Annotated in this window: 8 protein-coding genes and 1 pseudogene; 3 read left to right on the top strand and 6 right to left on the bottom strand. The window is 37.0% G+C overall.

Annotation, left to right across the window (positions count from 1 at the left end; genetic code table 11):
* Positions 1–96: 96 nt before the first annotated feature.
* From A7A69_RS01760 to ahcY, 4 genes are all read right to left on the bottom strand, one after another.
* Complete coding sequence (locus tag A7A69_RS01760; RefSeq protein WP_152876070.1) at positions 97–2,958, bottom strand: putative bifunctional diguanylate cyclase/phosphodiesterase; 2,862 nt, start codon at positions 2,956–2,958, stop codon at positions 97–99.
* Positions 2,959–3,110: 152 nt separating this feature from the next.
* Positions 3,111–3,836 (bottom strand): 16S rRNA (uracil(1498)-N(3))-methyltransferase, encoded by a 726-nt coding sequence (locus A7A69_RS01755; protein WP_151980544.1) that lies wholly within the window; start codon positions 3,834–3,836, stop codon positions 3,111–3,113.
* A 23-nt stretch (positions 3,837–3,859) separates the two neighbouring features.
* Positions 3,860–4,696 carry a methylenetetrahydrofolate reductase [NAD(P)H] gene (gene metF, locus A7A69_RS01750; protein ID WP_120369642.1) on the bottom strand — a complete coding sequence of 279 codons (837 nt, stop codon included), beginning with the start codon at positions 4,694–4,696 and terminating at the stop codon, positions 3,860–3,862.
* A 122-nt stretch (positions 4,697–4,818) separates the two neighbouring features.
* Positions 4,819–6,201 (bottom strand): adenosylhomocysteinase, encoded by a 1,383-nt coding sequence (ahcY, locus tag A7A69_RS01745; protein ID WP_151980545.1) that lies wholly within the window; start codon positions 6,199–6,201, stop codon positions 4,819–4,821.
* A gap of 246 nt (positions 6,202–6,447) precedes the next feature.
* On the opposite strand from ahcY, the gene A7A69_RS01740 reads away from it, so the two are divergent.
* Together A7A69_RS01740 and A7A69_RS01735 are read left to right on the top strand one after the other, a co-directional pair.
* Positions 6,448–6,990 carry a cysteine peptidase family C39 domain-containing protein gene (locus A7A69_RS01740; RefSeq protein WP_152876182.1) on the top strand — a complete coding sequence of 181 codons (543 nt, stop codon included), beginning with the start codon at positions 6,448–6,450 and terminating at the stop codon, positions 6,988–6,990.
* A gap of 431 nt (positions 6,991–7,421) precedes the next feature.
* Positions 7,422–9,368, top strand: coding sequence for an oleate hydratase (locus A7A69_RS01735; protein WP_152876069.1), 1,947 nt, complete (start codon positions 7,422–7,424; stop codon positions 9,366–9,368).
* Between the two features lie 60 nt (positions 9,369–9,428).
* Here A7A69_RS01735 and proP read toward each other — a convergent pair.
* A pseudogene (gene proP, locus A7A69_RS01730) lies at positions 9,429–10,909 on the bottom strand (glycine betaine/L-proline transporter ProP).
* 541 nt (positions 10,910–11,450) lie between these two features.
* On the opposite strand from proP, the gene A7A69_RS01725 reads away from it, so the two are divergent.
* Entirely contained in the window at positions 11,451–12,503 is a 1,053-nt protein-coding gene (locus A7A69_RS01725) for a sensor domain-containing diguanylate cyclase (protein WP_152876068.1), read from the top strand.
* A gap of 33 nt (positions 12,504–12,536) precedes the next feature.
* Here A7A69_RS01725 and A7A69_RS01720 read toward each other — a convergent pair whose 3' ends face one another.
* The gene (locus A7A69_RS01720; RefSeq protein ID WP_120369648.1) at positions 12,537–12,926 is read right to left on the bottom strand and encodes a carboxymuconolactone decarboxylase family protein; all 390 of its coding nucleotides are present in this window, start codon (positions 12,924–12,926) and stop codon (positions 12,537–12,539) included.
* Between the last annotated feature and the right edge of the window lie 27 nt (positions 12,927–12,953).

Genomic DNA, 12,953 nt, shown 5'->3' with positions numbered 1-12,953 from the left:
GGGTAAATCCTTGTGAATATAACATTAGTTGGGCTTTACGCCCAGTCAAAAACTATCAATTTGCTTTGAACTCATGGTTTTTCAAAGCACTATTGATTATTCATCTACACATTTATGTGTTTTTAAAAACTTGGTACTATCGACGGGATTAAGAGGCTTAGAAAATAAAAAGCCTTGTAAAATATCGCATTTTTGTTGACTTAAAAAGTCCGCTTGCTCTTTCGTTTCAACACCTTCTGCAACCAAAGTCAAATTCATGGCTTTGCCCATTGCAATCATGGCACTCACAATGGCTTCTTGTTTTAGAATGCCAATTTTAGAAATAAAAGTACGATCAATTTTTAGAATGTCAATTGGGTATTCGGTTAGATACGCTAGAGAAGAATAACCTGTTCCAAAATCATCCAGTGAGATAAGAATTTCTCTATGTTTAATTTCCTGTAACATTTCCTGAACGATTTCAGAGCTTTCCATGAGCGAAGATTCTGTAATTTCAAGCTCTAATTTCTTACCGCTAATTTGATAATACTGCATCGCATCATCTAGATCGTTAAGCAATTGTCCCCGATGAATTTGTTGGGCAACAACATTCACTGAAACGCAAATATTTTTAAAACCCAGATCTTCCCAGATGCGCATTTGTTTAGCAGTTTCCATAATGACAAATCGGCCAATATCAGAAATAAGGCTAGTTTCCTGTGCAATTGGAATAAACAGATCGGGTCCTATTAATCCGCGAGTAGGGTGATTCCAGCGAGCTAATGCTTCAAATCCATATACGTCGTGAGTTATGGCGCAAACTTTGGGTTGGTAATACACCATCAATTCATTATTTTTAATGGCATTGCGTAGTTCACGTTCAATATTAACCCCTTGAGTCAACAAGGCAGATTTTTCTGGTGAATAATAACAAACAGTGTTGCCGCCCAATCGTTTTGCATCATTTAAAGCTTGTTCTGCATGATTGTTTAAGCTGTCAATTTGGCGGCCATGTTCAGGATAATAGGCGACACCTATTGAAACTGTAATGATGAAATCTTGATTTTGAACGTGAAAGGGTTCGAGAAAACTTTCAAAAATACGTGAGCAATGCTGTTCTATTGAGGGTCTGATATGTGAAATTTCATAAAGAATAGCAAAGTCATCACCGTTTAGATGCGCGACCAAAAGGGCATCAGGTGTAGTCAGGCGTAGACGTTGAGCTACTTTTTTTAATAACTCATCACCACCGTTGTTCGTCAAAAATTCATTCAGTGTTCTAAAACGATCAATATTGAAACGAATTACAGCAAATTGTTTTATTGGATCTTTTTGACTCACTAAATATTGATGAAGCTGATAATTATAATAAAAACGATTTGGCAGATCGGTTAGGGTATCGTAGTTTTCCAGATAAGATAAACGCTGCTCTTGGCGTTTACGCTCAGTTTGATCGGATACGATTCCGATATAGTTAATAATCTGATCATTGTCATTTTTTACAGCATTAATATGTGTCCAGATAGACAGCTCTTTGCCCGATAAAAAATTTTCGTTTAACTCACCATCAAACTCACCTTTTTGTAAGAGTTGCTTGGTGATATTTAAGTGCATGTTTTTTTGATGAAATTTATCATTTTGAGTAATATCAAATAAATGTTTTCCCAACATTTCCTGCTTATGAAAACCAGTCAGTTGCTCATAACAAGGATTAGCATCAACATAACAAAGATTTTCATCCAGAACAAAGATACCTTCAGCAGCCTGTTGAACTACACTTGCAGCAAGTTTTAAGCGGTCCTGATCTTTTTTTTCCTGACTAATATCCCTACGAATTCCTAACATTCTTAAGGGGATATTACTTTGAGCATGGCGCAAAACGACTTGTCCAACTTCTTGTACCCAATACCAATTGTCATCATGTTGAATACGCATAGTGACATCAAAACGAGGTGTATAACCACGTAAATGTCGATAGAGTGCTCTTTTTACAAGGAATAAATCATCAGGATGTACAATTTTTTCAAGATAGTGCTGATGTGATTTCCAGTCTTTGGTAATTCGATCCTGTTCTGGAGTCGTCAGTTCTATTTTTCGATGTTCAATATCCCAGTGCCATGGTCGAATTCCAGCAATTTCGTGTGCTAACCTTAGGTTTTGTGCATTGTTTTCTAATCTTTCATTCATTTTTTCAACATCATATGTGCGTTCTTTAACTTTCTGTTCTAAAAGTTGATTGTGCAATTGAAGTTGTAGCTCAATTTCTTTGGACTTATCCATTTCGACTTGTAATTGCTGATAAAGTTCGTCAGTCCATTTGACTTGTTCTTCAGCATTTTGTTTGAGCTCTTTATTTTTAAAAAATAAAATAGACATCCGATGCTTATTGCGGTGTGAGGCAAATGCACTAAAAACAAAAATAATCAGAATAAAATTATATGCCACATAAAAAAGAGTGTAGTTATTCTGTGGGTGGCTAAATTGTGAAATAAATAAAGGTAATACAGTGGGGAAAAAGACAAGAAAAAAATGTCGTAAGGATTGGGTGAGGTAGGTTAGACAGATGATCCCCGTAATTATATACAGCACGGAACTTAACGTTAAAACATGTGGTGCAGAAAATGCAGGGCTTAGGTAAATCAAATTATAATTAATCAGGATGATACCTGTCCCAATGATGCAACCACTGCCTAAACAAATGCATTGCATCCAGATGTTAGCTTTTTTGAGGCTATAGGTATTCTCTTTAAAATAAAATTGGGTGATGTACCAGCAGCCTAAAAAAAATAAACTAGCAACTGTAATCCATGTGGTGAACCAAAAAGAAGAAACTGGACTATAAAATAAACGGTATAACAAATAGTCAAAAATACATAATAAAAATAAATTGAGTAATAAAGCTTTGCTATGTCGGATTGAGCTTTTGATATGGGCCGTATCGACATGATCGTACAATTCAGTTTCTTGTATTTCAGACATATAAATATGATCCGGTTAATATTTACATAACAATAAGTAAATGCAAAAAAATAAAAATCAGAATGCTTTTTTAATGTTTAATTAGCATGTTTGTTAATGTCATTTTACGTTGTCATAACTGACATGGAAAATCAATATTTGTTTGGACTAAATTAGTCAGCTTTTGACAAAAAGTGATAATTCAAAATTGAAAGAGCAACCACAGGTGCTGTTTCAGTGCGCAAGACCCGTTCTCCAATGCACCAGTTCTGAAAATCATTTGCATTTGCAGCCTGAATTTCAGCTTCACTTAAGCCGCCTTCTGGACCAATCAATAGCGCCAAATGTTCATCACTATCTTGTAAAACATTTTCTTGATTTTTATCTGGTGCTAAAACAAAACGCGAGGTTGGTAATTCAGAGGCAAACCAGTCATTCAAAGAAATAGGAGCAAGAATCTCTGGAATCCGATTCATGCCGCATTGTTCACAGGCTGCAATTGCTACAGATTGCCAATGTTCAATTTTCTTTTGGTCGCGCTCATATTTGAGGCGCATCTCGCAACGTTCACTGGTCAAAAGTTGGATGGTGCTTACCCCTAACTCAGTTGCCTTTTGAATCGCATAATCCATGCGATCACCTTTACTCATTACTTGACCTAAAAGCACTTGAAAAGGTGGCGTTCGATCCATTGGATTAAAATGATCAACTGATACACATGCATTTTTCTTATTAATTTCAGTGAGTGTTACTCTATATTCACCACCTTTCCCATTGAAAAAGATGGCTTGTTCCTGCTCTTTTGCACGAAGCACACGAACCCAATGATGAAATACCGACTCAGTTAATTCAATGGTATGTCCTGTATTTAGTTCGGTTTCAATATAAAAGCGATTCATATTTGGGTAAGGCTCATACAAATTTAGTTTAAACCAAGATCAACAACAAGCTGCCGAGTCGGTTCAGTCTGGTTCATTGAGTAAAAGTGTAAAGTTGGTGCGCCACCAGCGATTAAACGTTCGCAAAGTTTGACAATGACTTCATGACCAAAAGCTTTAATGCTTGCACTGTCATCACCGTAAGCAGCAAGTTGCTTACGAATCCAGCGAGGAATTTCTGCACCTGTACCATCAGCAAAACGAATTAAATTACTGGCATTGGTAATTGGCATAATCCCTGGTGCAATTGGAATATTAATCCCTTCTTTTTCTAATCGTTCAATGAAGTAGAAATACGCATCTGGATTGAAGAAAAATTGAGTAATGCCTGCATTCGCACCTGCATTTACTTTTTCCACAAAGCGTTTGATATCTGCATCAAATGTTTCAGCTTGGGGATGCATTTCAGGGTAAGCAGCGACTTCAATATGGAAGTGATCGCCTGAATGCTCACGAATAAAACGTACCAAATCTTGTGCATATGGTAACTCGCCAAGTCCGACTTGACCTGATGGCAAATCACCACGTAAAGCCACGATGCGATTAATGCCCTGCGATTTATACAAATCTAGCAATTCGGCAATACGTATTTTGTCATCACCGATACAAGACAAATGGGGAGCAACAGCTGTGCCTTTACCATTAAAGTCATGAATCGCAGCTAATGTACGTTCACGCGTAGAACCACCAGCACCATAGGTAATTGAAAAAAATTCTGGATTAAGCAGTTGTAATTCTTGATGAACAGTTTTTAACTTTTCTGCACCAGCATCTGTTTTTGGTGGGAAAAATTCAAAAGAAATAGGCACACGTTTCGTCATTTCAAATCCTTTTTTAAATCTCCCCTGACCCTCTTTTCAAAGAGGGGAATCACACCGATGTAATGATCTGTGGAAAGTCCCCCTTTTTTTAAAGGAGGACTTAGGGGGATTCTAATAAAAACTTAGTATTTATAAGCGTCAGATTTGAATGGGCCTTCAACAGCAACGCCCAAGTAATCTGCTTGTACTTGAGTTAACTGTGTCAATACGCCACCAAAACCAACAACCATCGCAGCAGCAACTTCTTCATCTAATTTTTTAGGAAGTACTTCAACACGAATAGCCGCTTGTTTTTGATCGGCTGGTAAGTCAGCAAATTTCTCAGCAAATAAATGCATTTGCCCTAAAACTTGGTTAGCAAAAGAACCATCCATGATACGTGATGGATGACCTGTTGCATTTCCAAGGTTAACTAAACGACCTTCAGAAAGCAGGATTAAGTAGTTACTTTCATCTTCTGAACGATAAACTTGATGTACTTGAGGTTTAACTTCAACCCACTTGTAACCACGTAAATAAGCTGTGTCGATTTCTGTATCAAAGTGACCAATGTTACACACCACTGAACCTGCTTTTAAGCTATCTAGCATTGCAGAGTCACACACATGGTAGTTACCAGTTGTAGTGACAACAAGGTCAGTATTGCCTAAGAGGTCGTGATTGATGTCTTCTTTCTTACCTGTTTGTACGCCATTTTTGTATGGAGAAACGACTTCGTAACCGTCCATACACGCTTGCATTGCACAGATTGGATCAACTTCAGTGACGCGAACAATCATGCCTTCTTGACGTAAAGATTGTGCAGAACCCTTACCTACGTCACCGTAACCAATTACAAGTGCACGACGACCAGAAAGTAACATATCAGTTGCACGTTTAATCGCGTCATTTAAAGAATGACGGCAACCGTATTTGTTGTCATTTTTCGATTTCGTGATTGAATCATTGACATTGATTGCAGGAACTTTAAGAGAACCATCTTTCCACATTTCAAGTAGACGTTGTACGCCTGTGGTAGTTTCTTCGGTAATCCCGTGAATCTTTTCCAAAAGCGCTGGATATTTATCGTGAACGAGAGCGGTTAAGTCACCGCCATCATCCAGAATCATGTTGGCATCCCATGGTTTGCCATTTACATTGATCTGTTGTTCTAAACACCAGACATATTCTTCTTCAGTTTCACCTTTCCATGCAAATACAGGAACACCACTTGCAGCGATTGCAGCAGCAGCGTGATCTTGAGTAGAGAAGATATTGCAAGATGTCCAACGAACTTCAGCGCCAAGTTCAACCAAAGTTTCAATTAAAACGGCTGTCTGAATTGTCATGTGGATACAACCCAGAATTTTTGCGCCTGCAAGTGGTTTAGCTGCTGAATAACGTTTACGCAAACCGATTAAAGCTGGCATTTCTGCTTCAGCAAGTTTGATCTCTTTACGACCATAGTCAGCAAGAGAAATATCAGCAACTTTATAATCTGTAAATGAAGCATTAACCGCGTTCATCACGATCTCCTTTTAAAAAAACAAATATTGATCATTCAGTTCGCGGATGCCGTTGTTTTGTGAAGCATTGTTTTTAAACGGCTTCGTATGTCGAGCCTAGCGATTCCACATTGCTATTTTAAAAAAATCAGCCTGTGAAAAAGTCGCAGCATCCCTCGACTGGTGGCGCTATTGTACTGATAAATTGTTACAGTGCCAACGCTGTTTTGTGTATGATTCGCATAAATGTAATGCGAGTTCAACATGATGGCGCTAGAAATTCCAGAGTCCTTATTAAACCTTGAAGCCAATTGTGGCATTTTTGCGTTATGGATGTTGTTTCAACATCATGGGATTGAAATGGATGTTTCAGAACTGATAGAAGCGACCCAACACGATGAGGAACATGGGACTTTTACCATCGCATTAGCCGTTGCATTAAAAAAATTTGGTTTTGATGTGTCTTTTTATACAGATCCAGACCCAGATATAGATGAAAGCGAGCATCTAATTTATCAACAAGCTCAAGCTTGTAATATTCCAATGGGCGCGGCATTGGCGTATTCAGAGATCCAGCATGCAATTGAAAGTGGACAGATGGCGATTGTTTCTTATGACACTTTAGATGGTGTAGGCAATCAGTCATTAATCTATTCAATTGATGAACAGGAAATCTGTTTTTTTGATAGTTTTGACCCAATGCTAGCATCTGTATTTGAACAGCAACGTGATGCAGAGGGAATTTGCAGACAAGTTATTTTAATTAGCGATCGTGATATGCAACCCATGCAATCTTCAAGATTCAGTTAATAAGGTATAAAATTTGACAAGAAAATGTTGAATTATTATGGGTAAAAATAAAGTAATCAGACAGTATTTAAAATAAATGACAAAGGTCATTATCATATTTAAATATGCAGAAGATTGTTTGAATCAATATTCTTGTTTTTATCCATTTTACATTCCCATAAGTCGATGGGATATATTGCAACGGGAGAGAGTATATTTAAAATCCATAATATACATATGCAAATAAACAGTCTGTTGGTGATTAAAAGTAAACTTGTATCAAATATGACCTCATAAATCTAATAAATCTTAATTTTTAGAAAATATATTATTTCTGTTCCCATCTCCAATACAAAGTTAATACACAATTTGGCTAAAATTAGTAGTGGATATGATCATACTAATAGGCTCATAAAAAAATATTTTTTGATAATAAATCCGAAGAGGAACTCATGAGTAAAATTACTTCAAAATTCGACAAGGTTCTCAATACATCAAAACTTTATGGCAATATGATTCACGAACCAGATTCGAGTACAGAAACATATCAAAACTCAGCCGATATCACCACGCCACCTGCTGATTACATAGGTAATTATCAAAGAAATCGAGGGATTGGTTCAGAAACATATAAAAACAGCAAAATTTATATCGTTGGAAGTGGAATCGCGGGACTCTCCGCAGCCTATTATTTTATCCGCGATGCGCAAATTCCTGCATCAAATATTGTATTTCTAGATCAGTTGAGCGTGGAAGGTGGCTCGTTGGATGGTGCTGGCAACGCACAAGATGGTTTCATTATTCGCGGTGGTCGTGAAATGGAATTTGCTTACGAAAATATCTGGAATATTTTTCAGGATATTCCAGCAGTGGAATTGCCAGAGCCGTTTAGCGTATTGGATGAATATCGACTATTAAATGATAATGATCCAAATTTTTCCAAAGCACGTCTGATTCATCAACAAGGCAAAGTTCAGGATTTTAGTAAGTTTGGTTTATCTAAAAAAGATCAGCTTGCTATTGTAAAATTGCTTCTGGCAAAAAAAGAAGATCTGGATAATATTACAATTGAAGAATATTTTAGCGCGGAATTTTTAGCGTCAAACTTCTGGACACTTTGGCGTACCATGTTTGCTTTTGAAAACTGGCATAGTCTGCTTGAGTGTAAATTATATATGCACCGCTTTTTACATCAGCTTGATGGCTTTAAAGATATGACGGCTCTGGTTTTCCCAAAATATAATCAGCATGATACTTTCGTAAAACCTTTAGGTCGTTATCTACATAAGAAAGGAGTCAAGATTCAATTAAAAACTTTGGTTAAAGATGTTGAATTTGAAGAGAAAGGTCAGGAGAAAATTGTTAAATCGTTACTGATTGAAAAAGATGGAAAAGAAGACAAGATCAGTCTCACTGACAATGACTTTGTTGTTATTACGACAGGTTCAATGACCGAAGATACAGCGTATGGTAATAATACCACTGCGGCGGTGAGTAAAGTTGATAACAGCACTAGTGGACAAAGTGCAGGGTGGGTGCTCTGGAAAAATCTGGCAAAAAAATCACCAGCTTTTGGAAAGCCTGAAAAATTTTGTAGTAACATTGAAAAATCATCATGGCTGTCGGTGACTTTGACTTGTAAACCTTCAGCATTTGTCGAAAAACTTAAAGAATATGCGGTGAATGATCCTTACTCTGGTAAAACGGTGACAGGGGGGATTGTTACCATTACAGATTCAAATTGGTTAATGAGTTTTACCTGTAACCGTCAACCACATTTCCCTGAACAGCCTGATGATGTACTTGTTCTCTGGGTCTATGCATTATTTATGGATCAGCAGGGAAATTATGTCAAAAAAAATATGCCAGAATGTACAGGCAATGAAATATTGACTGAGTTGTGTTATCACTTAGGTATTGTAGATCAAATAGATAACGTCATTGAGAATACAATTACCCGTATTGCCTTTATGCCATATATTACTTCAATGTTTATGCCACGCGCTAAAGGTGATCGTCCTCGTGTGGTTCCTGAGGGTTATAAAAATTTGGCGGTTGTGGGCCAATTTGTTGAAACTAATAATGATGTGGTTTTTACCATTGAAAGTTCAGCTCGAACAGGTCGTTTAGCAGTTTACAAACTTCTTAATATCGATAAACAAGCACCTGATCTTTCACCTCTGCAATATGATATTCGCCATTTAATTAAAGGTGCTAAAACGCTCAATGATGGCGGACCTTTCCCTGGTGAACGTTTGCTTAGACACGTTTTGAAAGGTACTTATTACGAACATATTCTTCCAAAAGATACCGAACAGCCTGAAACAGAGTCATTTCTCTCAGAACAGTTTGGGCATTTTAAAGACTGGATAAGTTCTATAAAAGATAAAGTGAAATAATCATTGAACAAAAAAAAGCCCCAATTCAATTGAAGGGGCTTTTTTTTGTGTTGTATAAAATTAATCAATATCAGGATGCTGTTTGGCTAAATGATCTCTTTTTTCCTGAAGTTCTTCAATTTTTTGATCAATCTGTTCGATCTTTTGTTCAATATTACCGTGATATTGTTCCAACAATTCTTCCGCTTCTTCGGAATCTACTGCCATGGGGGTTGCACCTTTAAGCGGTAAGTTAGCAGTTTCTTTCAGATAAATTGCGGTAATTACTCCAAATACACCACATAGCATTAAATAATAGGCAGGGATCATAATGTTTTGGGTGGTTTCAACCAACGCGGCGGTAACGGTTGGTGTTAAACCTGCAATCACCACCGAAATATTAAATGCAATCGCAAGTGCACTGTAACGAATCTCGGTTGGAAACAAGGCAGGCAAAGTCGATGCCATCACACCAATCAACATATTGAGTGAAAGTGCCAGAATTAAAAGACCCAGAAAAATCAAATATACATTATTGGAATCCAGAAAAGAAATGCGGGATACGACAGCAGAACTAAAGCAATACTGCCTGCAAAGATAAAAGGTCGACGACCAATTTTGTCGCTAAACATCCCAACAAAAGGCTGAACAAAAAGCATTCCAACCATGACAGCAATAATGATCAATACACCGTGATCTTCCGAATAGCCTAAGTTATGTGAAAAGTAACTGGGTAAGTAGGTGAGTAACATGTAATAAGTAACATTGGTACAAATCACCAGACCAACACAGACCAACAAGCTGCGTTTATGTTCACTCAAAATTTGCTTGAAGCCAATCTTTTTGGGTTTTTTGGTTTGAGATTGGTTTTCGGTATGCGCTTGAAAAGTGGGCGTTTCATCAAGTGAATGACGTAAGTAAAGCCCAATTAAACCCAAAGGTAATGCGAGATAAAAAGGAATTCTCCATCCCCATTCCATAAAGGCTGTTTCACCCACAGAAAAACTGATTAAAGATACAAAACCTGCACCTACAACAAAACCTAGAATTGAACCAAAGTCGAGCCAGCTTCCCATAAAACCGCGCTTACGATCAGGCGAATACTCAGCGACAAAAATGGCTGCACCCGCATATTCACCTCCGACAGAAAAGCCCTGTGCAATTTTGACGATTAATAATAAAATTGGAGCCCAAATACCAATACTGTCATAAGAGGGGATTAAACCAATCCCAAATGTACTGACCGACATGATGATAATTGTAATAGCAAGTACCTTTTGCCGCCCATATTTATCGCCTAAACGACCAAAAAATAAGCCGCCTAACGGTCTAAAAATAAAGGGAATTGAAAATGTTGCAAGAGCAGCAATCATTTGTACGCTAGGAGATGAATTGGGAAAAAATACCTTCCCCAATACATATGCAACATATCCGTAAACACCAAAATCAAACCATTCGATTGCATTGCCTAAAGCAGCCGCTTTAATCGCTTTTTTGGTTTTGTCATAATCAACAATTTCAACATCATCTATTTCAAGTGGTTTCATTTTTCTTTTGGACATAAGAGGCTTATTTCCCAAGTAAAGATTAAGTTTAAGGCACTAGCAATCAACACAAAAACAAGTTTAGTTTAAAAAATAATGAAGTTAATCTTTGTAATTAACGGGTCTAGATCATCTAATAATGGATATCAATGAATAGATGATCTGTTTAAAATGATAAATATCAGTTGATTATAATTTTAGAACGATACTGCTTTTTTATGTGTTGCATGATCATGAAGAAAATGTAGTGACTATGATGTGTTTATGTAATACATGTCTGGAGTTTAGTCGATATCCATATTTATGGTTGGCTAAGTTATATAGCTCTCTCTTTTTTACATGATATAAAGAACCGAATCAAAATCATCGAAGACAATTAAAAATATAGTTGTAAATATAGACAATTTATATCGATTATATTTTAAAAAATTGGTATATAAGTACATTATATTTCGAATAAAATATCGGTAAAATTTTGGATTAAAGATAACGTATTATGGATTGGGCAGCTTAGTCATAAGCTATTGGTTTATCATTGTTCAGAAAGCTGCTGGTCGTTATGTCATATATAAAAACAGATGAAAAAATACTATTACAGCGAAGCAAGCGGTATGTTTATCGTATTTTTTTGATGCGACAAACAGGAACAGTACTGTGCTTTTTGTCCATTGCTTCTGTACTTCATTACTTAAATTATTCTCCTTTTGTGTATGTTTTGCTAGGGTTTAACGCATTTTGTTGGCCAACAATTGCATTTTTTTATGCAAAAAAAACAATGGATGCTGTTAAAACAACAAATTTAAGTTTGGTGATTGATGCGGCTCTAGGTGGTTTTTGGGTCGCAATGATGGCAGTTAGTCCTTTCCCAGCGTTAATTATGATTGCGATTTTGATCTCGGATCGTTATGCCGCAGGTGGGTGGAATGTACTTAAACCCTCTTTAATTGCAATGTTTGTCACTTTTGTGATTGTTTGGGCAGTTTTGGGTTTCCCTTTAAACCTAAGTTTTAGTGCAAGTATAGTCTGGTGTTCTTTACCCTTAGCGACTGTTTATATCATGTCTTTAAGTATGTTAACCCGTAATCTAGCAGTTCAATTAATCAATAAAAATCGTGAGTTTGAAAGAATTGCCTTGATGGATCCGCGTTTGCATATTCCTAATAGACGTTTATTTGAACAACGCTTATCTTCAATTTTTGTGCAAACTCAAAGAAATGGAACACATGCACATTTGATGTTATTGGATGTTGATAATTTTAAGTACATTAATGATACCTATGGACATGAAGCTGGTGATTATTTTTTGGCAGAAATGTCGAGTATCCTAAGACATATCATCGGACCTAAAGATACACCTGCTCGATTTGGCGGCGATGAGTTGGCGATCATTGTAGTAGATCAAACTAACGAACAGATCTTAAAACTAGCCACGAATATTTCAGAATCTATCAAGAAAATTAGACTGCAAAGTGACGACCAGTTTTTTGCTAGTATTAGTATCGGGATTGCCTCCGTAGAGACTGCAAAAACAGTCTCTGAATGGTTTGGTTTGGCTGATAAAGCACTTTATTATGTCAAACGTAATGGTCGAAACGGAATTAGGATCTATTAGTAATAAATAAATCTAATCTCAAATAACTTTCATTTACGCCTGATTATTTTGATATTCCTCAATTACTTCCAGTGCTGCCCGAAAAGCTTCTTGCGCGGCAGGTGCGCCGCAATAAGGCAAGCTATGTAGCAAAGTTTCCTGTATTTCTTCAACCGTGCAGCCATTATTTAAGGCGCCGCGCACATGACCTTTAAGTTCTGTAGGGGCTTTTAATGCTGTTAACATAGCAAGCGTAATAAGTGAGCGGTATTTACGTGGTAATATACCTTCACGTTGCCACGTCGATCCCCATGCATGTTCATTAATCCAGCTTTGAAGTGGCTCTGTAAATGGTACAGTGTTGTCCTGCGCACGTTTGACAAAAGACTCACCCATCACTTCTGTGCGAACCTTTAAGCCATTTTCATAATCTTGTTGTGACATCATCTTTCCTGAAAATTAAAAAAATAA

This window comes from Acinetobacter guerrae (assembly GCF_009372255.1).
Taxonomy (GTDB): Bacteria; Pseudomonadota; Gammaproteobacteria; order Pseudomonadales; family Moraxellaceae; genus Acinetobacter; species Acinetobacter guerrae.
Note: the sequence above shows the minus strand (reverse complement) of the source record. Positions and strands in the feature narration are given on the sequence as shown.

Coding starts and splice junctions, on each gene's coding strand:
- A7A69_RS01760 (WP_152876070.1), bottom strand. CDS start 2,958: ATGTCTGAAATACAAGAAACTGAATTGTACGATCATGTCGATACGGCC.
- A7A69_RS01755 (WP_151980544.1), bottom strand. CDS start 3,836: ATGAATCGCTTTTATATTGAAACCGAACTAAATACAGGACATACCATT.
- metF (WP_120369642.1), bottom strand. CDS start 4,696: ATGACGAAACGTGTGCCTATTTCTTTTGAATTTTTCCCACCAAAAACA.
- ahcY (WP_151980545.1), bottom strand. CDS start 6,201: ATGAACGCGGTTAATGCTTCATTTACAGATTATAAAGTTGCTGATATT.
- A7A69_RS01740 (WP_152876182.1), top strand. CDS start 6,448: ATGGCGCTAGAAATTCCAGAGTCCTTATTAAACCTTGAAGCCAATTGT.
- A7A69_RS01735 (WP_152876069.1), top strand. CDS start 7,422: ATGAGTAAAATTACTTCAAAATTCGACAAGGTTCTCAATACATCAAAA.
- A7A69_RS01725 (WP_152876068.1), top strand. CDS start 11,451: ATGTCATATATAAAAACAGATGAAAAAATACTATTACAGCGAAGCAAG.
- A7A69_RS01720 (WP_120369648.1), bottom strand. CDS start 12,926: ATGTCACAACAAGATTATGAAAATGGCTTAAAGGTTCGCACAGAAGTG.